We start from the raw sequence: 22,343 nt of genomic DNA, 5'->3' as shown, positions 1-22,343 counted from the left end.
GCAAAGGGAACCCAACCATTCCAGAAGTCGCCCGCTGGGGGCCCTTTTCGGGGCCGCCAGTTAGACCGGCCAGGTATTTCTATTTATTAACAAAAGGTTGAATGGGGCTTACGAGTCCTCTTCTGGCACCATTTCTCGCTGTTTTATGTGAGAGACGCCCACGTTCCGCAGTCGGGCGAACCAAGCAGGATGCTTGGTGTCGAAACGGCATTGCCTCGGCGATGTCGTCTGTTATCCCACCGCAATGCTTGTGCGTTTCCTTGCTCGCTATTGGCCGTTCGCGAATGGGTCCGGTCGCCTCCTCGACACCTTTGCCAGAACGGCAGACCTGGGGAAAGGAGAGCAAGTGGCTCAAACCACCGATGGTTTCCCGATCCACGTGTTTGCGGAGGACTGGATCGGCAGGCACCTGCTGATGAGCGGAAAATTCGATCGTTCCAATATCCAGCTTTTGCTCGACCGTGCCGAACCGGGAGATACACTGCTCGATATCGGAGCCAATATTGGATATTATTCTGCTGTTTTCCTGGCAAACGTGCCGAATGGAAGGGCCGTGTGTTTCGAGCCGCAGCCCGGTGTTGTCGACTTGCTCACCAAAAACATGGCGCAATTCGAAGAGCGCGCATCCGTAATGCCGGTTGGACTGGCGGAACAGGATGGCGAGCTTAGATTTGCGGTCAATGAGGAGAACCGCGGGGCATCAAGGATCAGCCCCGAAGGCAATGTACTGGTCAAGGTAAGGCAGGCCAGCTCCGCCCTGGGCGATCTGGATCGCGTCGACTTGCTGAAGATCGATGTCGAGGGCTTCGAAGAGGCGATCCTCCGCAACGCCGAAGGCGAACTCGCGCGGCTTCAACCGCGGGCTATCCTGGTCGAGGATCAGACCGGTGCGCTTGCGCCCGACGGCGCTATCGGAGCCATCCTGACGCGGCTGGGATACGAGATATTCGGGATCAGGAAGCAGCTCTTGAAGACCGACCTTACCCCGATCCGAACACGGGAAGACTGCCGTTACAATGATTACCTCGCACTGCGTGAGCGGGAAAAGGGCTAATCTGCGCGGCTGATCAACACTGTCGGCGAACGAGCGCCTCCAGGCGATTGGTCGCTGTCGTCGATTTCGATCGGAGCGATCCGGCCGCGTGTTGCAGCAGCCTGCAATCAAACGGTGTGCCGCGCTCGGACGCCGCTACCACAACCTTTGCAAACGTTTCGGCCGGTATCACGCGCGCACCCCGCTGGAGGAAAGCACTGGGCCACCGGGTACTGCCGCCCACTATATCCGCCAGGGTTCGGGCTCCCTCACCGTCGGGGTCGCCAAACAGCTGCGCCCCGAATTCCGAAAGCAGTGCGTCTTCGGTTCGATTCTGGAGCATCAATGCAATGTAGCGACGCGTTGCCTCGGCATCGTCACCGGCGGCGGAGGCGAGCCGCAACATGGCCTCTTGCGAGTTGGGTTCGCGCCAGCCCCGCTTCGCCGCGATCTGTATTGTCACGAAGCCTTCTTCGACCTGTCCGGCCTTGATTTGTGCCTGTGCCAACAGGGCAAGGGTCTCCGCAGGTACGGGACGCTGGTGGACCAGTTTCTGCGCGTGAGTGAGAGCCTGATCGGCAGAACCCTTGCGATAGGCGGTCGCGGCGATCTGGGCCTGCGCGAATGCCCTTGCGGGGTCGGGGACCAGACGCGACATCGCGGGTGTGACGGCAGATTGACGGTCGAGTTGCACGGCGATTGTAACAACAGCAACGGCCAACAATCCGGCGTGCCAGACAAGTCTCGCGATCAAGCGTCCCTCTCCACCTTTTCGGATCCCAATCGCACAAGTACCAACAATGCAAAGCTGGCCACCGCGAGCATGGCCTGATTGCGCAAGGGATAGTCTGTAATCGACTGAAGCGCGACGCCGAAGAGGATGGCGGAGCCAGCCCATGCACACCAGCGGAACGGTGATTTGCGTGCCCTCAGCGTCAGCCATGCAAGGTAGGCAAGCCAGATGGCGATCAGGGCCAGCCCGGCAATCCCCGCTTCTACAGCCACCTCGAGGTAATCGTTATGAGCACGGCCCGGGCGCTTGAGCGTCGCGTTTTCGAGCGATTCATCCACCTGGAAGACTTCGTCGAACGTTCCCATTCCAGCGCCGACCGGCCAATAGCGCCGCGCTGCAAATGCCGTATCTTCCCAAGTGTAGCTGCGCGATTCCCCAATCGACTGGAAGCGCTCCATTGTATCCCCCACCCTGCCGGGCGCCATGACCACGGTGGCCGCTAACGCCCCAAGAGCCAATGCGAGGCCTGCAACGAGCATAGTGCGCATTCTCTTGGAAAAGCCCGAAATGCCGGTAGCGCGCGAATGCATGGTCCAGGTTATTGCCCTGAGTGCAGCCAGCCCCAAAGGCAGAACGGCAAGCGCCAGGGCCGTTCGCGACTGGGTCAGGATGACTCCGGTGGACAGAAGAACGCACAGGGCAATCCTTGTCGGCAGGATAGCCGGATGAGCAACAGGTGAGGGCGCAAGGGCCGCGAAACCGATTGCGGCTACGAAGAAAAGGCCGGTTGAATTTCGATTTGCGAATGTCCCGTTGAGGATGCTCGTCAAACCCCTTTCCGTGTAAATCGCACCTGCGGACCCTTCGCTGAGGACTTGCGGAATTCCAATCAAGAGGTTGGCGAGGCCGAGCGCAACGATGATCCAGGTGAGCAGCACAAGGTTATCCCGCGACAAGGTCCATCCCGCGCTGATGATCGCAATCGGCACGATCAATCCAGTCAACGCGACAAGGGTCCGAACAGGGTCCACGCTTGCAGGAGCCCAACCTGTTCGGCCAGACAATTCGAACGATTGAGCGACGAGATCTCGACCGGGAAGGTCGCTCCATACGGACTGGGGGAGGGGGATCAGTTGCGAAACGGGCACTGCGACGCTCAACACGATCAGCAATCGCAGAATGGCCGGCGCTTCGCGCCAGAAAGCGATGACGGCATCGCGTCTGATAGCCAGCAACGCAAGCGCGCTCAGCTGTACCAAGAGGTTTGCAAGGGCATAGCGAACGCCGCCGCCGCCAAAAACGACAGCCAGGCATAGCAAGGCGCCGATCGCGATCGCCGCGCCCCAGTATTCTCGCAGCCTTCCTCCGGTTCTTCCTGCGTACGAAGAAGAGATCGATCTTGGCTGAAGAGCCATCAGACTGCGGGGCCCCAATTGAAAAAGCGCACGGGCGAAATCGACCGTGCGCTCAAACTATCGACTGACGCTGTTCGTTTCAACGAGCGGTCAGGTGCCTGGCGACTGATCATCCTCGTCGTCAATGATGATAATCGCGACTATCACGGCTGCCCCGCCTAGGATCGCCAGCAGAATTGCGGCCAGCCCGTCACCGTCATTTACGAGATTTTCGCCAGACACATCGCGACCCAAGCCCGGCTGTGACACAGCATTGCCAGAATAGATCGTTCCGTTATCGCCCGCACGGGTATTGGCCTGCGCAGCAATTGGCGCAACCACCATGCACGCTGCAGCCGCGCTCATCGCGATGCGGGAAAAGAATTTCTTCATGCAGCCGGTCCCCTCGGGCCTTCCGATACGCAATAACGCGTAGTGCAGTGCAGCAACAAACTCAAGATGTATCTAGATCAAAAGGGTAATATCTCGTTAACGCGCGTTGATCGCATCGCAGCGTAACCTGACAAGGAGTGTGATCGATGGTGGCATCAATCGCTCGCCTCGGATCCGGTTTCCTCTCCGAGCATAACGCGGTAGCGACCGACATCGCCGCCGGTGATGACCTTTTCGTTCAGCATTAGCCAGGCATGTGAACCGAAACCGCCATCTCCCGGCTTTTCCACGCCAATGTTGATCTGACTGGGCAATCCGGATGCCAAGAGCCATCTCTGACCGGCCATTGCCTGAATAAGGCAATCGCTTCGCCAAGGCAGACGTGTTGAAATCCGTGGAAGGACGTAGGCGATCCGTTGGACGTGGAGTGCACTCGCGCCGGTTGCGGACTTCGAGGACTTGCTGGCGTTTTCGTTCAGCTTTGAAATGTCGCGCACGCTAAGATGGCCGAATGCCAGCCGCGCTTTTAAGAGCTCCAAGACACCGCGCACGGCATAACGCAATAGCCACGGCAAATCGCGCCACCCGGGAGCTATGGTGTTCTGAAAGAGAGGGGCCTGCGCTTGATCGCTGGCGATTTGCCGTCCTTCTTGCGCGCGTCTTACCATCAGACAAGGACATAGATCGATCGAGGCCGGCAGGCGAGCAAGAAATCTGGCTGAGCGAATTCACGCTTCTTTTTCAGGTGCAGACGATGTTTCGGATTGCGCATGCGGGGGAGGCGGGTGGAAGCTAATAACACGACGGTCGCGGTAAGAGGGAAATGCGGGCTGGCTGGGCGATTGCACGCTCGCAGCGACCAGCGATGCTGTTCAAACGGCGCAACGCAATTCCGGGATTTGTATGAAGATCTGCGCAAGCTGCGCCAAGAATCTGAAACACCACAGCGGTCACCAGAATAGGGTTATCGAGCCAATGCAAATGTGAGCCGCTCGTTGGCCGATACCTCTTGGCCCCAAAGCATTCTAAACGCTTCGGAATAGCTGCGACGTTGACGGTTTGTAGAGATGGCCGTAGTTGACTTTCGGTATGGCTATGGCGTTTTTGCGCTCACCAACAGCTCAGGCGGCAGTATGGGCGTCACGGACATCGGCATGGCAATGTGATTGCGGATGGCGGTCGCGGTCGGCCCTCTTCCGCTACACGTTGGCCGTGATGGTTGCGCGCTGATGGCGCATCCGATCTCTGAGCACGTTGGGTACCTGGCTCTTCCAGGCAGGTATGAACTCTTCGAAAAATCGATTTCAGCTGTTGTGCGCCCCGGCGATGTCGTTGCCGACTTGGGCTGCGGCGTCGGTGTCCTCGGCATCCAGTGTCTCGAAGCCGGCGCCTCTGAAGTTTACGGCATCGATTCCTCCGAAGCGATCCATCTTGCCCGCGAAACGATGGTGCGTGCCGGGCTGACGGATAGGTACCACTGCATCTCTGCTTCCACTTATTCGACCGACCTTCCCGAGAAAGTCGACGTCCTGATCTGCGATCACGTCGGCCATTTCGGTTTCGATTACGGAATAGTCGACATGATGCGCGACGCCCGTACGAGGATGCTGAAGCCGGGGGGAAGAATAATCCCGGACCGGCTTTCGCTGAGGATCGCGGGCGTCACTTCCGAAGCCGCTCGGTCGAAGGCCTTGGCTTGGAGGCAGGAAATCATACCCGAGCCCTTTCGCTGGCTCGATGAGTTTGCTGCCAACACGAAGTACGGACATGAATTCACGCCCGAGGACCTGTGCACGCAAGATGTCGCGATTGGCGAAATCGACCTCTTATGCGACGAGGGTGACCTGTTTTCGTTCAAGGCAACACTCAGGGCGAAAGGTGACGCCACGCTGGACGGGCTTGGCGGCTGGTTCGACGCGCATTTGGGCGGCGGTGTATGGATGACGAACTCGCCTCTTGAGGCCCGATCGATCGGTCGGCCGCAAGCCTTCCTTCCTCTCAAGAATGCGGTGGAAGTGAAGGAAGGCGACGAAATTGGCGTGAAGGTTCGGGCCGGCGCCGATGGAAAGCTGATCGCCTGGTCGGTCGAACCACCGCGTCAGCGCGGGCCAGCGCAATCGATGTCGACCTGGGCGAGCATGGTTCTGTCCGAAGGCGACCTGACCAAGAGATCGGATCGTCCCGCGCACCTGTCCAACGATGGGGAGAATGCGCGATACGTCTTGGCTTTGGTCGATGGCGAACGAACGCCCGCCGAGATCGAACAGATCGTCTTGCAGGAACGCCCCGATCTTCGCGGTACGCGCAGAGCCACTCGCGAATATGTACAGTCCGTCCTCGCTCGAAGCACTTCGGCATGACCGAGCTACGAATATCTGAAGAATTCGGGCAGCCCGTTCTTTCGAGCAAGCCCTACGATCGATGGATATCGCCCAATGGCAATTGCACCGCGGAATTTCATCGGGTGGAGACGGGATATCTGATGCGCTTTCCCGATGAGGCGGATTTTTTCATAGATCGGGATCTGGGGAACGTGACGGCAAGACCCGCCGATCAGACCGACAGGGATCACATCCTCAAGCTCTATCGCAACGCCGTCGTTCCGGTGATCGGCAATCACGATGGTGGGCTGTTTCTTCACGGGAGCGCGGTTGCCATAAACGGGGCGGCGATCGTTTTTCTTGGACAATCGCGAAGCGGGAAGACCACGCTGGCAGGAGCATTCGCCAAGAATGGCAATTCGTTGCTTACGGAGGATGTGATCGACCTCGTAGAGGGAGATGGGGGCTATCGCGTGCGCCCGGTCCGGTCGAAACTGCGCCTGTTTCCCGATAGTGCAGAATTCCTGTTCAATGACATCGGTGTCGACTTGTCCGTGGACGGGAAGGCCGCGGTAGAGGGTGGTGACTGCATCAGGTTTGCCGACAATCCGACGCGGTTGGCGGCAGTATTCATTTTGGGCAACGATCCCGCCGCGCCCCTGTCGGTTGCGCCGCTTTCGCTGCCTCAGGCCTTGCCAGCCGTGATTCCTCATGCCTTCGTGCTCGACGTGGAGGACCGCCAGCGGATTAAGGCCCATTTCGGTCGCCTTGCAGATCTGGCCGAAATGGTCCCCATATTCGCTATCGATTATCCACGTCGATATGCGGCGCTAACTCAGGTATGCGAAGCCGTCACGCGCACGGTACTGGAGGGGCCTCGCTGATGGAGCTCGCCGATCGTTTTTCTGTCTCTCAAGACGTCGTCTCTCGCAAAGTCGGGGGCGAGATCGTCCTGCTCGATCTCGAAAGCGGGCAGTATTTCGGACTCGATCTCGTTGGCGGGCGCGTTTGGACCTTGTTGGCCGAGCAGGCGCAGAGCCTCTCCGAGCTGTCTCGGGAAATAGAGAAGGAATTCGATGCGCCTCTGGACGTTATCGAAGCCGATATTCTGGCGATTGCGAAAGAAATGCGTGAGCAGGGCCTTATCGTCGAAGCAGGACGATGAGTAAACTCAGGCTTCCTCTAACCCAATTTCAATGACTTTTTCCGGCGAGACGCGCAGGATCCTGTCCGCGAGAGCGAGGCTCGCCTGTCGGTGGGTGATGATAATCACCGTGCGATCGCGCAATGCATCCACGCAATCTTCAACAAAAGCCGCCTCGCTTTCCATGTCGTACATGCTCGTTGCCTCGTCGAGGATATAGATCGGAGGGTCACGAAACAAAGCGCGTGCCAGCGCAATGCGTTGGCCCTGGCCACCCGACAAGCGAATGCCATGATCGCCTATTTGGGTTTTGAGCCTCTCTGGCAGGCGGGCGACGAAACTTTCCGCCTGCGCCAGCCTCACGGCACGTTCGATAGCATCCGTGTTCTTGGTCGGATCGGCATACCCCTGTCCAAACACGATGTTGTCGGCAATCGATCCATTGAAGAGCAGCGGGCGCTGCGGGACGTAACCGAATTGCCGGCGCAGATCCTGGACCCGAAATCCGGAGATGTCTTTCCCGTCGATTTCGATGCTTCCCTCGTCGGCCGCATAAAAACGCAACAAGAGCTTTACGAGAGTCGATTTGCCCACTCCGTTGTCGCCCGTCAGCGCAACGATCTCGCCCGGCTTTATGTCGAGGCTCAGGCCGGTAAGCACGGGCGGTCGACCGGGATAGCTGAACCGGATATCTCGGATACGGATCGCCCCAGTCGCGCGGTCGATTGCCTCACCGCTCGTATAGCCCGTTTCGGGCGGCATCTCGATCACGTCCTGGAGCCGGGCCAGCGTTCCGCGTGCAATCTGGAAACGGCCGTACATGTCGGCAAGGCTGCCGACCGGGCGAGTCAGCAAGGCTGCGTATAGGAGGAATGCGAAAAGATCTCCCGCGCTGCGCTCGCCGCTGGCGACTGCCCCGCTCGCTAGCACCAGGAGCGCGACCGCCGCCAGCGCTGCAATGAGGGCTACGATTGGCCCGACAAAAGCATTGATTTTGGCCTGTCTGAAAGCGAATTTCTGCGACTTTTCGACCGCCTGCGCGTAACGGGCACGGTAGTGCTCTTCGCTTGCGAATGCCTTGATAGCGGAGGCCACGGCCAGATCGCTTTCCGCTGTTGCGATCACGTTGACTTCGGCTTGCCTCGCATGCTTTGCCAGTACGCGCAGGCGCTTTCCCAACAGCTTCATCAGAACGAAGAAGACCGGTATCAGTATCGGGACGACCAAGGCCATGGCCGGATCGATGAGGAATAAGAGGACTACTGCCCCGCCGGCAGTCAAGACCATGGATGGCGCGTTGGCGAGAGTTGAGGCGAGAAAGCTGCTGAGATTGTTCGCTTCATAGGTCATCAGCGCAAGCAGATCGCCAGTGCTGCGCTTGTCATGGAAAGCCATCGGCATCAGGAAAATGTGTTCGTACACTTCCTTGCGGATCTGGCCGAGAATTCTGAGCGATGCGGATGCGGACGCAATGGTCGCGGCGATATTCAGTCCCGTCAGGCCGACCAGCGCGACAACGAGCAACCCGAGCAGGCGAGAGCCGTCGAGCGCCGTGCCTTCCACGATATCGCCCAGCAATTGCCCGGCGATCCATGGAACGGCAAGTGTTGCGAGGGAACTCGCGATCGTCAGCCCGCTTATCAGCAGCAACTCGCCGCGGAACTGGCGCGCATGCCGCCAGACGAAACCAAAATCCATCCGCGTCAATTCCCCCTTTGCCGGCCATCGAATATCCGGGCGTACCGGCGCATCTGTAACGCGAAGGTGGGCCAAGTTGAAAGCGAAGGATACTGCCTGATCAGATCGTCGCGGGGGACAAAGGCTGCATCAAGGACCAACCTGAGCTTGAGCGACAGCGAATCCGAGGCCCTGATGTCCGCGACAAGATCACTTGCGCGGCTTTTCGAGGTCACATAGCGTTCGACAGGCGACACGTCCTGGGCTTGCGCGATCAAAGCTTCAGCCCACGCCGGGCAAGGAATGATCGACACCGATCGAGCGGCGTCGAGCGCGATGCGAACGATCCCGAAAAGATGCCGATCTTCGGCCAGCGCAAGGAGCCGTCGCCAGTCATCATCATCGAAACCGGAAAAGATGAGTGCGAAATCGACCATCCAGATCAGGCGCCGCTCATTGAGAACACGCTCGGAGTCTGTGCCGAACCCGCGCTCCTGATGCCACAGCATATTGATCGCGCCATGGATCAAGGCAATCGCAGGCTCGGGCGCGCGCGCGTCGACCGACAGCTGTTCGAGAGGGTGTGTGTTTTTCCAGAAGTCTTCACTCGGCAAGACCTTTTGGAGCACAGGCCGGTCCGTCGCGACCCAATGCAGGTCTATCGAGTGCAAAAATTCTCCGGCCACCTTAAGTTGCCAGGTTTCCTGAAAGCGCAGCCCGTGCGGCGAACGGCGCAAGACAAAGCCCTGAGCATCAAGGCACTTACGCGCGCCTTCGAGATCTTCCGGGCGTATCAGCAGATCGGTATCTCCACGGCGTCTTGCACACGGATCGGCGTAATACTGGTAGGCAAGCGCGGTTCCCTTCATCACGACGGACAGAATACCGGACTCCGCAAGGCTACCGATCGCGCTCGCCACGGCAGATTTATGTGTCATTTCCCATAGTGCCGCCAATCGGGTGAGCTCCGCGATGCGCTCTCGAACCGCTGTGGGCCAATGGTCCAACGAGCCAGTACTGGCCCCCAACAAAGCGCCAATTCCGTGAAGATCGGCGCGTTCCGTGACGAAGATCAAATCTTCGTCATTGCGCCAATCGGCGGGCCACCCGCGCACCTTCTGCCCGGCCAGACTCCTTCTAACGCAGTCGGCAAGAAAACGGTCGGCTTCGTCCTTCGTTGTCATGTGTCGCTTTCGACCCGCTGGCCGCCTGATTGTCGAGCAAACATGGACAAACCGTGGACCGCTTTCCAGTGCAATATGGCTGATTTCCCTCGGTTATGAATCCTTGCTGGGTAAAGCGCGGGATCTCCGATTGACCTGCCCAATCCATGCTGCGATGCCGCATGGGGCTTTCTCGCGCATTATTCGGGACATTGAACAGTGAATTCGGCCCGCAAAGGCATCATCCTGGCAGGTGGTTCGGGCACGCGGCTTTACCCGTTGACGCGCGGAGTTTCGAAGCAGTTGATGCCAATTTACGACAAGCCGATGATCTATTATCCAATGAGCACTTTGATGCTTGCGGGTGTCAGGGACATTCTCGTCATCACCACGCCCGAGGATAGCGAGCAGTTTCAACGCGTCCTGGGGGATGGGTCCGATTTCGGCGTCTCGCTCAGCTACGCCGTCCAGCCGCGCCCCGATGGCCTCGCCCAAGCGTACCAGATCGGGGCCGAGTTCGTTTCGGGCGCTCCAAGCGCGCTCATTCTCGGCGACAACATCTTCTACGGACACGGTCTGCCGGACCTTCTTGCCAACGCAAGCGGTAAGCCATCGGGGGCGAGCGTCTTTGCGTATCGTGTTTCCAACCCCGAGAGTTTCGGCGTCGTTGAATTCGACGGTCAAGGTGTCGCGGTTTCGATCGAAGAGAAGCCTTTAGAGCCGAAATCGAACTATGCTGTAACGGGCTTGTATTTCTACGACGAAACAGTCGTCGATCGTGTGCGGGACCTAAAGCCGTCCACACGCGGGGAACTCGAAATCACCGATCTCAACCGTCATTATCTCGATGATGGGGTGCTCTCGGTAGAGGTGATGGGACGCGGTTTTGCTTGGCTCGATACCGGCACGCATGCCTCGTTGCTCGACGCCGCAACATATGTCCGGATCACCGAAGAGAGGCAGGGGCTCAAGATCGCTTGCCCGGAGGAGATTGCCTGGCGACAGGGCTTTATCGGCGATGACGAGCTTGCCCGTATTGCCGAACCATTACGCAAATCGGGCTATGGCGACTATCTCCTGGGGCTGCTTGAAAACCGGGTGATCACGTGAAGGCAAGTCCCTGCGGAATTCCAGGTCCGCTCATCCTGGAGCCAACGGTTTTCGGGGACGAGCGCGGTTTCTTCATGGAAACCTGGAACGCGCAGACCTTCGCCGAAGCGGGCCTCAATCTTCAATGGGCGCAGGACAATCACTCGCATTCGCAAAAGGGCGTTCTGCGGGGGCTGCATTTCCAGAATCCCGGTCCGCAGGGAAAACTCGTCCGTGTTTCGCGCGGAGCCGTATTCGATGTCGTGGTCGACGTGCGGCGGTCGTCGAAGCATTTCGGTGAATGGGCAGGAGTTGAATTATCCTCCAGTAACAAGCGGATGCTCTGGGTGCCGGAAGGTTTCGCGCACGGCTTCCTGACGCTCAGCGACGATACCGATTTCCTATACAAGTGCACCGCACCCTACGCTCCAGAAGCGGAGCATACCATTGCGTGGGACGATCCGGATCTTGCGATCGACTGGCCCGATGTCGGCTGCGACCCGATCCTGTCGGAAAAGGATCGAGCCGGCCTGCCGCTCGCGCAATCGGCGGTGTTCGAATGAAGGTTCTCGTCACTGGAGCGACAGGGCAGCTGGGCGGAGCGCTTAAACGCACTGCGCCCCAGTCGGCGCAACTGGTGGCAATCGGAGTCGACGATTGCGATCTCACAGACGTAAAGGCCCTGCGCTCGTGCATTGATGACGTTGCGCCGGATATCCTGATCAACGCCGCTGCCTATACGGCGGTCGACCGCGCCGAAAGCGACGAGTCGCTCGCACGTGCGATCAATACCGATGCTGTTGGCGAAATGGCCATTGCCATGAAGTCGCGTGGCGGAAAACTGGTGCATGTTTCGACCGATTTCGTCTTCGACGGGACATCGCCGCGGGCCTACGCACCGGACGACAAGCGTGCACCGCTTTCTGTGTACGGCCGGACAAAAGCCGATGGCGAGGATCGCCTCGGCAAGAACGATCTGCTCATACGCACGTCCTGGGTTTACGAAGCGGGCGGTTCGAATTTCGTCCGCACAATGCTCAAATTGATGCAGGAACGCGAAGAGCTTCGCGTTGTTATCGATCAGATCGGCGCACCGACTTGGGCGAGCGGGCTGGCAGAAACGATCTGGGGGCTTGTGCGGAAGGGGGCGAGCGGCACGTTCCACCACTGCGATGCAGGTGTTGCCAGCTGGTACGATTTCGCTGTCGCAATCGGGGAAGAAGCGTGCGCCCTCGGCCTTATAGATCGCATCCCCGCGATCCATCCGATCTCAACGACCGATTTTCCGACCCCCGCCTCGCGCCCGGCATTTTCGCTGCTCGATTGCAGCGCCACCCGAGAATTGCTTGGCGATGCATCGGTGCATTGGCGGCAAAACCTGCGCAGAATGCTGAAAGCGGAGAAGGAGCTTGGCTGAGATACTCGTGACAGGAGGCGCCGGGTTTATCGGGGGCAATTTCGTCCATTACTGGAACCGGCATCACCCTGAAGACAGGGTTTGCGTCCTGGACGCATTGACCTATGCCGGAAACCGCTCGACCCTTAAAGGCGCGAGCAATTACGAGCTGGTCGAGGGCGATATCCGCGACACGGCGCTTGTCGAACGGCTGCTGCGCGAGAGGGGCATCTCCACGATCGTCCATTTCGCCGCCGAAAGCCATGTCGATCGCTCGATCTCAGGACCCGACGCGTTTATCGATACCAACATCCTAGGCACTAACAGCTTGCTCAAGGCTGCACGAGAAGTCTGGCTCGATGAAGGCTCGGGACGGGAGCATCGTTTTCATCATATCTCGACCGATGAAGTGTTCGGATCGCTCGGTCCAAATGATCCGGCATTCAGCGAAACCACGCCGTATGCGCCCAATTCGCCATATTCGGCTTCCAAGGCGGCGTCCGACCATCTGGTACGCGCCTATCATCACACTTTCGGCCTCGAGGTTACGGCAAGCAATTGTTCCAACAATTACGGCCCTTACCAATATCCCGAAAAGCTGATCCCGCTTTTCCTCCTCAATGCACTTTCTGGCAACGCGCTCCCGATCTACGGTGACGGGATGAATGTACGCGACTGGCTCCATGTCGAAGACCATTGCCGTGGAATCGAAGCCTGCCTTGAACAAGGTGTGCCGGGTGAAACCTATAATATCGGGGGCGGAGCCGAGCTTCCGAACATGGCCGTCATCGATGCGATTTGCGCCGAAGTCGACTATGCATTCGAGCGCATCGACCGTCTCGCCGATCGGTTTCCCGATGCACCTGCGGCAAGAGGTGAAAAGACCGGATCGCTCAAGACATTCATCGCCGACCGCGCGGGGCACGATCGCCGCTATGCAATCGACGAGACGAAGGCGAGGCGGGATCTTGGCTATTCGCCTCGGCACCAATTTGGTGCCGGCCTGCGACAGACGCTCGACTGGTATCTCGACAACGAAGCTTGGTGGCGGCCCATCATCGCGCGCCAGATGGAGGCTTAGGCAGGTGTCTGCGGAATATCATTCAAGTGTCCGCCGCGACATAGTGCCGCTGGTGCCTCGCGCCGAGCGATTGCTTGACGTTGGCGGAGGAACGGGCGCTACCGCCAAGTTCCTCAAGCGGGAAGGATATGCGCGCGAAATCGGAGTGATGGATGCCGTAGCGCCGAGCGATGATCGAGAGATCGATTTTCATTCCCGCGCCGATCTCAATGACCCCAGCGCGATCGACAGTTTTTTTGAAGAGGCGGGTCCGTTCGACACGATCCTGCTGCTCGATGTACTCGAGCACCTGGTCGATCCATGGACGATAGTGAAAAGCTTCGCCAAGCACGTGCCAGAAGATGGCGTTATGGTCGCAAGCATCCCCAATGTCAGGCACCATTCGGTCACGGCTAACCTGCTATTCCGCAATCGCTGGACCTATACCGATTCTGGCTTGCTCGACCGCACACACTTGCGGTTTTTCGTGCGAGAGACTGCGATCGACCTGATGACGCTGCCAGGCTTCCGGATCGAAGAGGTTGCGAATTCGCCCATTAGCGGGAGATCGAAACAGTTCCTCAATGCAGCGACTTTCGGCGCCCTGCGCTCATTCCTGACCCTGCAGTATTTCATCCGAATCCGGAAAGTTTCCGCCTAGCGGGAAACGGCGCGATGGAGCAGCAGGAACCAGCAGGAAGTGGACGCGAGGGGCGTGGTAGCGTCGCCCGGAATGCGGCCTTTAACCTCGCTGGCTTCGGAATACCTCTGCTCCTCTTTCTCGTCACGACGCCGTTCTACATTCATCTCATCGGTGCCGAGCGGTACGGCGTCTTGGCAATCGTGTGGCTCGTGCTGACGTTGTTCGGAATGCTCGATCTGGGGCTTGGCAGGGCAACGATGCAACGCATTGCCGGAATCGATTCTGACGCGATTGAGGATCGGCAGAGTATCATCGGCACCGCATTGGTATGCAATGTGGTATTCGGAACAATCGGAGCTGCCCTGATGGGTGGCGTCGCTTGGCTTGTTTTCGCAGAGGTGCTCTCGCTCGATGACTGGCTGAGGGCTGAGTCGATGATACTCGTGCCTTATGTCGCACTGGCTGTCCCGCTGATGACGACGATCGGCATCCTGCAGGGCGGACTTCAAGGGGCTGAACGTTTCGGCGCCGTCAACACGGTGCTCATTGCTACCTCGAGCCTGTTTCAGCTCCTGCCCCTTGGCGTCGCTGCCTTTTTTTCCAGGGAGCTCCAGTTCTTGGTTCTGGCCGCACTTGCCGCCCGGTTTCTCGCCTGCATTTGGCTGTACAGGATCACCATTGGTGTATTTGGCTCGGGACTGCTGGGGCAATGGCGGCGCGAGCTCGTAAGGGGACTGGTCAGCTATGGTGGCTGGGTCACTCTCGGAGGAATTGCCGGCACAATTCTTGTCTTTTCCGATCGCATCCTGATTGGCGCTGTCATCGGGGCTGTGGCGGTGACGGTGTACGCGGTCCCGCTCGATGGAACGCGCCGCATCGCGGTGATCGCTGACGCTTTGTCTACTGCGCTATTTCCTCGATTTACCCGCGCAGATCAGGCCGATGAGGAGAGGCTTACCCGACTGGCAGTTCGGGCTCTTTATGCGATCTGCACTCCGCTTGTCGCTGTCTTCATCGTTGTAGCTCACCCGTTCATGCGGCTGTGGCTGGGAGACGATATCGGGGGGCAGTCCGCTCCGATCGCACAGGTCCTGGCGGTTGCCGCCTGGATAAACATCTTCGCCAAACCCTTTTATTCGAGACTTCAAGCACAAGGTCGGCCGGAAGTTGTGGCGAAGATCCACCTTATACAATTGCTGCCTTTCCTGCTCGCACTTTTCTGGGCTTTGAACGCATTCGGCCTCGTCGGTGCTGCAATTGTGTACCTGGCGCGCAACACGATCGACACCATCATGTTGCAAGCCGCTTCGGGAGAGCGGCTGCAGCATCATCCCGAATTGCCGCTGACATTTGCGGCTCTCTTGGTTCTGGCCCTGGCCGGAGTGCGCTTGAGCCTGTCGGAGCCGATTCAGCTTCTCGTCTGGACGGCATTGGCCGGTATTGTCTCGCTGGCATTGAGTTGGAGGACGGCGCCGCCAGGACTCAAAAGGCTCGCTGTCGGCACCCGGCCGCTTCGCTGACACGAACGCATCGAAGAGAATCCCGCACGTTTGCGACACTTTTTGCGGCGAAGGGTCGGGCGGCTCGAATTCTTGTTTTGCCGATCCGCCCGACGCCCGGCTCAAACGGGAGCGATCGCCCCAGCCGACGAGTTCGGCCTACGGGCCCTTCCTAGAATGTCGAATTCGAGGGCTTTCCGTTTCGGTTGGGCAATCAATTCGTCTTTTGGACTGAAATTGCCATTTTGCTCATCGGCATAGAGCGTTGCAGCCGTTCCGCCACTGGTTTCCCCGATCGTCTGCGGCACTGCGCTCGCATACCCGCCGTGAAGGTGATTGTCCTTGAACACCAAATCTGTGTCCACGTTTTCCGCGTCCGCGTCGAGCATGCTGTTTGCCACGACAATGCAATAGGGGTCGCTGTCGATACCGCCATTCCGCAGGACCAGGTTCTGATTGCTCAGGGTGTTGTGAACAACCATTACGTTGCTGAGGCTCGTGCCCCCGCTTGTCCGACCGATTGTGCTTGTGGGAAGCTGTGCGAGATTGACCGCGTATGTCGCGGCAAGCGGCTCACTGTTGGAATAGGCATTGCCGACGATCGCCACATCGCGCAGCGCGGTATCGCCGACAGTGATCCAAGGCATCATGCTGCCTTTGCCGCTGTTATACGCGAAGATGGAGTTGTCATGATCGACCGCACAAAAATCGTTGTGAAGGTCGAAGACCGTATGCAACGTTACCGGTTGTGACACGTCTAGATCGGTGAAAGACCCGCCAAGAGTTGCCGCGCTGAAATGGCTGAGGGCAGTCGCTCGCCTCGTATTATCGAGCAACGTGGCATTCCAGCCGGCTTGGCCGTTGATCCAGTCGACGACATTCTGGACTGTATAGTTCGTGTCGGCGTTGAAGTCGGAGACGGAATTGCGAACCTGGAAAGTGCCCTCGGCACCAGCATCGGTCGCGAGCGTCAAATTGCGCGTTACTTCGTTTCCGCCCGATAGGGAGAGACGGGGGTTTGCATTGGAACCGGAATAGGAGATGGCGATCGCGTCGACCGGAGTCCGCCAATCTTCGCTATGTGTGCTGCTGATGCGACAATAGGTTGCGCAATAGGCGCTGCTCATTACATCGGCGAACCCATCTGCAACGTCGCAGCCGCGTGCCAGCGACGCATTGTTGAACGGGTTCTGGATGTCCTCGGTCTTGCATTCGAGAAAGTAGGACTTGTCTCGGGCGACATAGCTCGTTGGCCATTGCCCCTTCAGCCAAAGCGATGCCCGACCCTTGCTATTGAAAAAACGAACGCGCTCGAAAACGTGGGCGGTTTGCGATGGACTTTCGTGGTAAAAGCCTGTCGCTGCGTCGCTCAGATCTGCTGATATGTTGGGTCCGTGGACCCACAGACCGCCCATCCGGGTGCGCAGCACATTGTTGCCATTCCATCCTGATGCGCCTGTTGGATCGTAGGTTTCGCCCTTTCCAAGGGTGACGGGGACGTCCGCTTTCAGGTGCAGGTGTCCGTCGAGAAACACAGTAGAGTATTCGGGCTGCATTTCGTAGTTGCCGGAAGGTGTTCCGCCATCGATCTCGGTGAAGGTGAGGAGAGGATTGCGCGGCGACTGGCCCCTGAGCCATTGTGTTGCGTTGAAGATGTTCTTGTACCGCTGCCCCGCAATTTCGGCGAGCGATGGCGCAATTTCGAGCCGGTAATCGTGCGGAGTAAAGCCGCCCTGCCCATCATCGTAACGCTGGGGATGAAAGGAATAGGGGCCGAGGACGCGACTTTGCTGGGCAGGGTCGGTCGGGATCACCTCGACATAGAGGTGCGCATCGCCATCTCCGGTATGCGCAAGATCGACCCAGTAACCGAGGCATTGGTAAGTGGAACCGTCATGCCTCGTTTTTTCGCGGAAGCTGACTGCGGGTACTGAGACCTGCGTCCCTTCATAATGGAAAATCACCTCGGTGATGCCTCCCACAAGGCTGGCATTGCCGTCGTTCGCGAAAGCGAGCACGCCAACCTCGCAAGCGTCTGAAAAGAACTGGTTGGGCGGTGTCAGCAGGCGGGCAACAGGCTTGGCGGTCGTCCGGACAGGGTCGCTCGGGAGTACCGAAAATCCACTGCCTGCGGTTCCAGTCCAGGCTGGTGCGGGGGTCAAGATAGGCGTGGGAGCCTTTTCTGTCGCGCGTGATCGATGCTGCGAGATGCCGAAGCCAAGGTAAAACCCCGTCATCAAGCAAGCCCAACGATATCGGACGCGTCAGTCCCGGTTGCACGGATCGCCTTAACTCTCACGTCGAGAATCGAACCGCTGACTACATTTCTGAACACGACATCCTGCTCACCAGCCACGGTGCGCAGCGTGATGTCCCCGCCCGTGCCGATGTAGATCGCCTTGGTCGCTTGGGGAAGATCCGCCGTGTCGCTGGCCGCGACGGGAAAACAGTCGCGGGCTGGCGTGACAAGGCTGTCTGAAGCGGATTCGAAAGGGTCGACGAACATGCGTTCTCCTGTTGAAGCAAAAAGGGGAACGCGAGGTAGTGGATTCGAATGAAGTAGGAAAATTGTTTCAAAAACTGTTGGATTTATTTCAGAACTACAAATCGCCGACGGGTTTCAATTTAACTTGGAAGAAAATGACCGTCTAGGGTCTGCTCCCTTTCCCTTGAATCCGTGCCACCAGCAATTGGGATTGAAAGCCACGGGTCGATTTGCGCGCGAGATGGAGCGATACCTGCTTACCGCGAAGCCGAGGATACCGCCGACTGCGTATCTGACGAGGAAGTGCAACCAGAGAACCAGTTTGTACGCAAGAGCGCGACGTGCTGAAAAATGTTTGTTTGCGTAGTGAGCTGCAGCGATGGTCTTGAAACGGTGACTGGCCGGAGAAAAAAAATCGCCACTCCCCACATCATGGAACACCCTGGCAGAAGGTACGTATCCGATACTTTTTCCAAGGTGGGCGATACGCAGGCTCAGGTCCACATCTTCGCCATAGAGAAAAAAGCTCTCGTCAAAACCGCCAAGGTCTCGCCAAACGGCCGCGTCAATGATGCAAAAGCCGCCATTCACGGCCTCCACTTCGAAGACGGAGCCATCGCGGTCAGACAAGATATTCATGTCGTTCGATGTCATCCCGATCATACCGCGCCAGACGGTTGAAAAGCGCGGGAGCGCGCTCAGCATGGGCTTGGGATCGTGCCCGGTCCGGTCGACGCTTGCACCGCCGATCGCGGCGAACTCTGGAAACTTTTGCGCCGCCTGATGAAGAGCTGCGATCGAGCCGGGGAAGGCGATAGTGTCAGGGTTGAGGAGCACGAGCCGTCTACCTCTGGCTTCGGCTGCCAGCATATTGCACGCACTGCCGAACCCGATGTTACCACGCGAAGGCAGTATTCGCACGTTCCCGTACAACTCTTCGACAAGTGCTGCGGTCCCATCATCGCCGTTGTCGATCATGATTACTTCATGTTCCACATCCGCACATGCCTCAGGGATCGCCGCGATGCAGTCACGGATGAAATGGCGCGAATTGTACGCCACGATCAATATGCTGAGTGCGGGCAATGAGTCGCTGTTTGTCGCTGCATCGACCACCTCATTCGCCCCCGATATCCGTTGCGTCGACATTTCGAAAATTCAGGCTGCTTTGGCCCGAACCTGATCGCGAACCAGTTCGATAATCTCGTTTCGCGTCGACCGATCCAAGCCCAAGTTCGATTGCACGACGATCGCACATTGGTGATCGGCGATATCGCGCGCGAAGCGGAGGCGTTCAGCGCGCAGCTCCAAATCATAGCCCCATGAAATATGGCACATCGTCTGCTGTGTGGGCGAAAGATGGGCTTCGATGTCTTTCGCGACAAAGCTGGCATAAACTCCATAGAGTACGCATTCGCTGAAACGGAATGGGCGGATCAGGACATCGTGCCATGGGCGATTCCAGAGATCACTGATATGCTCCAGCAGATCGCGGACGATCGCGGGGGACCAGACCAGGGTGGTGGTGATATAGTCGTGCCCCGTATATCCGACCTTGGGTAGGCCAAGGGCGTCACTTGCCGCATCATGCCATTTGGGCGATTCAGCGGCGGGTCCAGAAGGCCGATCAGGTACTTTGAAAAACCTGATCCGCTTTCCGTCGAAGACCTGGTGCGGATCTATGGGGCGAACGAACACAGCGTCGCTATCAACGGACACGACAGCGTCGCAATCGAGCCTCGAAGCAAAATGCAGCCTTGCGATTTGCTGGAAGATCCAACCCCGGACGATCCTGTGAGGAAACCGCCACCAAATCCGTCGCCCGAAGACGTCGAGCTCCTTAAAGCGGGGCAGTTCCCGGCTGCAATCGATTATGTGTCGCCGGTCGCCCGAAAACTCTGCGAAAAGGGGGAAGTCGCCTCCATCGACAAGTACGTAGTGCTCGATTTCGGGCATGTGCTCGTCGATACTCTCGCACAGTTCCCCGAAAAGGCTGGCATCGCCGCGATAGGTTTTGGTGAGGAGGCTAAATGACCGTGTCATATCGAACCGGGCCGGGCCAAGCGCTTGCCTTGGGGCTCGAGGTCCGTTCGCGCTGGCGCGTTTTGTGACAGCAGGGGGCGACTTTCGAGTCCCGCATAGCCCGCGGCGGATAGCGAAACGCCGATCCCCGTAAGAAACTGGTACCAGATTCCGACATTCTGCCAGATATGCACACTGAGGCCGGAAAAGACGATAACGAGCACGCTCATCGCGATCGCGATATGGACATCGCGGTCCCGCACATAGCGAAAAGTCCGTGCGGAATGGACGAGCGAAAATGCGGTCCCGAGGGTGAGAGCAAGTAGCGCGATGCCGAGCGGAAGGCCGTATCTCATGCTGATTTCGAGCCAATAGGAGTCGAGCGAATCGTTGAACATCCAGTAGGCGCGGTTCCAGTCGCGTTGCCCGATGCCGAAGATCGGGTGCTCGGAGATTTCCTGGGTCGCGTACTTCCAGATCAATTCGCGATATTGTCCCGACAAAGCATTGAACAGCACGTACCTCGAGAATACGGACAAAGCACCGCTCTGGCTCGCAAATGTCAGGAACGCATATACCAGCACAATTCCGATCGCACTGATCGCGAAAACCGGGATTTTGAATGCGCGCTGTGCGTAGAGCCCGGCAAGAAGCGCACCACCGGCCAAAAGGTTGAGCAACGCGGTAGAGCTTAGGGTGAAAAATCCGGCGATCGCGATTGCGGCGCCTGCTATCTTCATTTTCCGATCGCGGAAGGCCAGCCAGAACAAGGGCAACAGGCTGGTAAGAAAAACGCCGGCAAGGATCGGGTGGTTGAATGGTCCCAAGCCGCGAACGAGGCCGAAACGAAATTCCGGCGTCATGTAAAACGCCTGGCCCAAAAAGGTTGCCAGTGCCGGACGTAGCAGTAGGCTGCCGGCAATGGACTCGATCACCACCACCCCGGCGGCGATCGCAGCACCGGGGATAATCGCTGCAAGAAACATTCGAAAATGCGTCGGTCCGCGGATGCAAAGTCGCCCGATCGAGTAAGCGAGGACGAAGTCTCCGGTGATAGCGATCGCCACAACCATGTTGGCATCCAGACCATGCAGGACAATGGTCGAAAAGAAGTACCAGAAGACCGCGAAGCCAGCGAGCAGATCGAGCTTGGACGGGCGAAACGGCAAAGAAGGGGCGAGCAAGAGAACTACCGGCAGCATCGCAATGCCGACGACACGATAGGGCCACATCTCCACCCCGCCGAGCTCGAAAGCGAATTCGGCGGGAAGCAGGCACGAATATGCGAACAGGACCGCGGGAATGATGAGTTTTGGCATCGAAGCGAACATCGCCGTCAACTTGTGCCACGGCGCAATCCCGGGAGAGGGTGGAGGAAGGGATCGCGTCGCCACTATGGCATCCTCGTCGATAGGTCGCGGGTCCAGACCGTCTGCGCTCCGCGAACGGCGCGCCATTTTGATTTGAGCCTTGCAGCAGCTTTCATCGCGAGAAAGATTGCGGCGTCCATAGTGGACGTGCCACTGCCTTTGGCTGTTGGTATGATGGTTGCCTTGCCGGTCAGGGACAGGTTGGGTGTCGGATATTCGCGCCTGACCTGCAGCGAACCCGAGTGGCGCCTGCTTTCCACCCGGATCTGGCTAAGGAACGACTTGGGCGCGGTCACTGTGGAATAGACCGGATTGCCATCGTCGTCCGACGTCACGATGCGCCTGTTTTCAGGCGGGAAGCGGCTCATCGCCCAAAGGTCATCGGCTATGATTTCCGGGAAGGACCCCAGTTTTCGCAAGGCGCGGGCTGACAAACCGAAACACCCAGTGCCGCCGAGCGCGCTCGCAGCGAAAGGTTGGCGTAGCCAGACGCGATAATACGCCTTCACGAGCGCATCCGCCCCATCGGTATCGATCCGGACTTGCGGCACGGCCGCTAAGACATCTGGGTCACCCAGTATTTTGGCGAGGGCCGACAAGGAGCGGTAGTCGCACTTGACATCGGCATCGAGGAAAATTCGGGGCGCACGTGTCGCCGCCCTGTTCGCCTGGTTAATCGCATTCGTCTTAGAGCCTTGCGCAATCTCGATCACCCTGATGCGCCGATCGAACGCGCGCGCGATATCGGCTGTCCGATCCCGGCATCCGTTCGCAACCACGATCACCTCGCAATTGGCATCGAGCGGCATTCCGTCAAAGACGCTTTCAAGGCATGCGGAGATTACTGTCTCCTCATTGAAAGCCGGGATAACTACCGTGAACGGCGTGGCATCGGCGCCCGAGCTGCCTTTCATGCCTAGC

At 58.4% G+C, this 22,343-nt stretch carries 22 protein-coding genes; 10 read left to right on the top strand and 12 right to left on the bottom strand.

Annotated features, from left to right (window positions below):
- The first annotated feature begins 346 nt into the window (after nt 1–346).
- Nucleotides 347–1,054, top strand: coding sequence for an FkbM family methyltransferase (locus FIU90_RS00405; protein WP_172970128.1), 708 nt, complete (start codon nt 347–349; stop codon nt 1,052–1,054).
- A 13-nt stretch (nt 1,055–1,067) separates the two neighbouring features.
- On the opposite strand, the gene FIU90_RS00400 is transcribed toward FIU90_RS00405, so the two are convergent.
- The 4 genes from FIU90_RS00400 to FIU90_RS00385 form a co-directional block, all read right to left on the bottom strand.
- The gene (locus FIU90_RS00400; protein ID WP_152432974.1) at nt 1,068–1,787 is read right to left on the bottom strand and encodes a hypothetical protein; all 720 of its coding nucleotides are present in this window, start codon (nt 1,785–1,787) and stop codon (nt 1,068–1,070) included.
- Nucleotides 1,784–3,181 (bottom strand): O-antigen ligase, encoded by a 1,398-nt coding sequence (locus FIU90_RS00395; protein ID WP_152432973.1) that lies wholly within the window; start codon nt 3,179–3,181, stop codon nt 1,784–1,786. The genes FIU90_RS00400 and FIU90_RS00395 overlap by 4 nt, the downstream gene beginning before the upstream one ends.
- Nucleotides 3,182–3,271: 90 nt before the next feature.
- On the bottom strand, nt 3,272–3,553 hold the full coding sequence (locus FIU90_RS00390) for a hypothetical protein (protein ID WP_152432972.1): 282 nt from the start codon (nt 3,551–3,553) through the stop codon (nt 3,272–3,274).
- A 155-nt stretch (nt 3,554–3,708) separates the two neighbouring features.
- A complete protein-coding gene (locus FIU90_RS00385) occupies nt 3,709–4,092 on the bottom strand; it encodes a lasso peptide biosynthesis B2 protein (protein ID WP_172970127.1) in 384 nt (127 codons plus the stop codon).
- A gap of 690 nt (nt 4,093–4,782) precedes the next feature.
- On the opposite strand from FIU90_RS00385, the gene FIU90_RS00380 reads away from it, so the two are divergent.
- Genes FIU90_RS00380 through FIU90_RS00370 form a run of 3 tightly spaced genes read left to right on the top strand, consistent with a single transcriptional unit; the run spans nt 4,783 to nt 7,039 of the window.
- Nucleotides 4,783–5,913, top strand: a complete 1,131-nt coding sequence (locus FIU90_RS00380; protein ID WP_172970126.1) for a class I SAM-dependent methyltransferase — start codon at nt 4,783–4,785, stop codon at nt 5,911–5,913.
- Nucleotides 5,910–6,758, top strand: a complete 849-nt coding sequence (locus FIU90_RS00375; protein WP_152432969.1) for a hypothetical protein — start codon at nt 5,910–5,912, stop codon at nt 6,756–6,758. The genes FIU90_RS00380 and FIU90_RS00375 overlap by 4 nt, the downstream gene beginning before the upstream one ends.
- Nucleotides 6,758–7,039 carry a PqqD family protein gene (locus FIU90_RS00370; protein WP_172970125.1) on the top strand — a complete coding sequence of 94 codons (282 nt, stop codon included), beginning with the start codon at nt 6,758–6,760 and terminating at the stop codon, nt 7,037–7,039. The genes FIU90_RS00375 and FIU90_RS00370 overlap by 1 nt, the downstream gene beginning before the upstream one ends.
- Nucleotides 7,040–7,045: 6 nt before the next feature.
- Here FIU90_RS00370 and FIU90_RS00365 read toward each other — a convergent pair whose 3' ends face one another.
- A complete protein-coding gene (locus tag FIU90_RS00365) occupies nt 7,046–8,716 on the bottom strand; it encodes an ABC transporter ATP-binding protein (RefSeq protein WP_152432967.1) in 1,671 nt (556 codons plus the stop codon).
- Nucleotides 8,717–8,721: 5 nt separating this feature from the next.
- A complete protein-coding gene (locus FIU90_RS00360; protein WP_152432966.1) occupies nt 8,722–9,879 on the bottom strand; it encodes a nucleotidyltransferase family protein in 1,158 nt (385 codons plus the stop codon).
- Between the two features lie 198 nt (nt 9,880–10,077).
- Between FIU90_RS00360 and rfbA the strand changes: the two genes are divergently transcribed.
- The 6 genes from rfbA to FIU90_RS00330 are packed head-to-tail and all read left to right on the top strand — an operon-like array spanning nt 10,078 to nt 15,566.
- Nucleotides 10,078–10,968: a glucose-1-phosphate thymidylyltransferase RfbA gene (gene rfbA, locus FIU90_RS00355; RefSeq protein WP_152432965.1), complete on the top strand. Its 891-nt coding sequence runs from the start codon at nt 10,078–10,080 to the stop codon at nt 10,966–10,968.
- Nucleotides 10,965–11,510, top strand: coding sequence for a dTDP-4-dehydrorhamnose 3,5-epimerase (gene rfbC / locus FIU90_RS00350; protein ID WP_152432964.1), 546 nt, complete (start codon nt 10,965–10,967; stop codon nt 11,508–11,510). Before rfbA ends, rfbC begins: the two co-directional genes overlap by 4 nt.
- Complete coding sequence (rfbD, locus tag FIU90_RS00345) at nt 11,507–12,364, top strand: dTDP-4-dehydrorhamnose reductase (protein ID WP_152432963.1); 858 nt, start codon at nt 11,507–11,509, stop codon at nt 12,362–12,364. The genes rfbC and rfbD overlap by 4 nt, the downstream gene beginning before the upstream one ends.
- Nucleotides 12,357–13,424: a dTDP-glucose 4,6-dehydratase gene (gene rfbB, locus FIU90_RS00340; RefSeq protein ID WP_152432962.1), complete on the top strand. Its 1,068-nt coding sequence runs from the start codon at nt 12,357–12,359 to the stop codon at nt 13,422–13,424. Before rfbD ends, rfbB begins: the two co-directional genes overlap by 8 nt.
- A 4-nt stretch (nt 13,425–13,428) precedes the next feature.
- On the top strand, nt 13,429–14,064 hold the full coding sequence (locus FIU90_RS00335) for a class I SAM-dependent methyltransferase (protein WP_172970124.1): 636 nt from the start codon (nt 13,429–13,431) through the stop codon (nt 14,062–14,064).
- 14 nt (nt 14,065–14,078) lie between these two features.
- Nucleotides 14,079–15,566 (top strand): flippase, encoded by a 1,488-nt coding sequence (locus FIU90_RS00330; protein ID WP_152432960.1) that lies wholly within the window; start codon nt 14,079–14,081, stop codon nt 15,564–15,566.
- A gap of 101 nt (nt 15,567–15,667) precedes the next feature.
- On the opposite strand, the gene FIU90_RS00325 is transcribed toward FIU90_RS00330, so the two are convergent.
- The 6 genes from FIU90_RS00325 to FIU90_RS00300 all read right to left on the bottom strand — a co-directional run bounded on the left by FIU90_RS00325 (nt 15,668) and on the right by FIU90_RS00300 (nt 22,336).
- A complete protein-coding gene (locus tag FIU90_RS00325) occupies nt 15,668–17,707 on the bottom strand; it encodes a hypothetical protein (protein WP_152432959.1) in 2,040 nt (679 codons plus the stop codon).
- Between the two features lie 74 nt (nt 17,708–17,781).
- Nucleotides 17,782–18,051 (bottom strand): hypothetical protein, encoded by a 270-nt coding sequence (locus FIU90_RS00320; protein WP_152432958.1) that lies wholly within the window; start codon nt 18,049–18,051, stop codon nt 17,782–17,784.
- A 114-nt stretch (nt 18,052–18,165) separates the two neighbouring features.
- Nucleotides 18,166–19,146, bottom strand: a complete 981-nt coding sequence (locus FIU90_RS00315; protein ID WP_172970123.1) for a glycosyltransferase family 2 protein — start codon at nt 19,144–19,146, stop codon at nt 18,166–18,168.
- Between the two features lie 42 nt (nt 19,147–19,188).
- The gene (locus FIU90_RS00310; RefSeq protein ID WP_152432956.1) at nt 19,189–20,073 is read right to left on the bottom strand and encodes a DUF6492 family protein; all 885 of its coding nucleotides are present in this window, start codon (nt 20,071–20,073) and stop codon (nt 19,189–19,191) included.
- Entirely contained in the window at nt 20,070–21,509 is a 1,440-nt protein-coding gene (locus FIU90_RS00305; RefSeq protein WP_152432955.1) for an O-antigen ligase, read from the bottom strand. Before FIU90_RS00305 ends, FIU90_RS00310 begins: the two co-directional genes overlap by 4 nt.
- Nucleotides 21,446–22,336: a glycosyltransferase gene (locus FIU90_RS00300; RefSeq protein WP_152432954.1), complete on the bottom strand. Its 891-nt coding sequence runs from the start codon at nt 22,334–22,336 to the stop codon at nt 21,446–21,448. The genes FIU90_RS00305 and FIU90_RS00300 overlap by 64 nt, the downstream gene beginning before the upstream one ends.
- Between the last annotated feature and the right edge of the window lie 7 nt (nt 22,337–22,343).

Origin of the sequence: Erythrobacter sp. THAF29 (assembly GCF_009363635.1) — a bacterium.
Taxonomy (GTDB): domain Bacteria; phylum Pseudomonadota; class Alphaproteobacteria; order Sphingomonadales; family Sphingomonadaceae; genus Erythrobacter.
This window is presented reverse-complemented; position numbering and strand designations above follow the sequence as displayed.

Excerpts from the sequence above, each read along its gene's own strand:
- rfbD (WP_152432963.1), top strand. The coding sequence starts at position 11,507 with ATGAAGGTTCTCGTCACTGGAGCGACAGGGCAGCTGGGCGGAGCGCTT.
- FIU90_RS00365 (WP_152432967.1), bottom strand. The coding sequence starts at position 8,716 with ATGGATTTTGGTTTCGTCTGGCGGCATGCGCGCCAGTTCCGCGGCGAG.
- FIU90_RS00310 (WP_152432956.1), bottom strand. The coding sequence starts at position 20,073 with ATGACACGGTCATTTAGCCTCCTCACCAAAACCTATCGCGGCGATGCC.
- FIU90_RS00390 (WP_152432972.1), bottom strand. The coding sequence starts at position 3,553 with ATGAAGAAATTCTTTTCCCGCATCGCGATGAGCGCGGCTGCAGCGTGC.
- FIU90_RS00395 (WP_152432973.1), bottom strand. The coding sequence starts at position 3,181 with ATGGCTCTTCAGCCAAGATCGATCTCTTCTTCGTACGCAGGAAGAACC.
- FIU90_RS00300 (WP_152432954.1), bottom strand. The coding sequence starts at position 22,336 with ATGAAAGGCAGCTCGGGCGCCGATGCCACGCCGTTCACGGTAGTTATC.
- FIU90_RS00370 (WP_172970125.1), top strand. The coding sequence starts at position 6,758 with ATGGAGCTCGCCGATCGTTTTTCTGTCTCTCAAGACGTCGTCTCTCGC.
- FIU90_RS00380 (WP_172970126.1), top strand. The coding sequence starts at position 4,783 with ATGGCGCATCCGATCTCTGAGCACGTTGGGTACCTGGCTCTTCCAGGC.
- FIU90_RS00360 (WP_152432966.1), bottom strand. The coding sequence starts at position 9,879 with ATGACAACGAAGGACGAAGCCGACCGTTTTCTTGCCGACTGCGTTAGA.
- FIU90_RS00330 (WP_152432960.1), top strand. The coding sequence starts at position 14,079 with ATGGAGCAGCAGGAACCAGCAGGAAGTGGACGCGAGGGGCGTGGTAGC.
- FIU90_RS00320 (WP_152432958.1), bottom strand. The coding sequence starts at position 18,051 with ATGTTCGTCGACCCTTTCGAATCCGCTTCAGACAGCCTTGTCACGCCA.
- FIU90_RS00375 (WP_152432969.1), top strand. The coding sequence starts at position 5,910 with ATGACCGAGCTACGAATATCTGAAGAATTCGGGCAGCCCGTTCTTTCG.
- FIU90_RS00305 (WP_152432955.1), bottom strand. The coding sequence starts at position 21,509 with ATGGCGCGCCGTTCGCGGAGCGCAGACGGTCTGGACCCGCGACCTATC.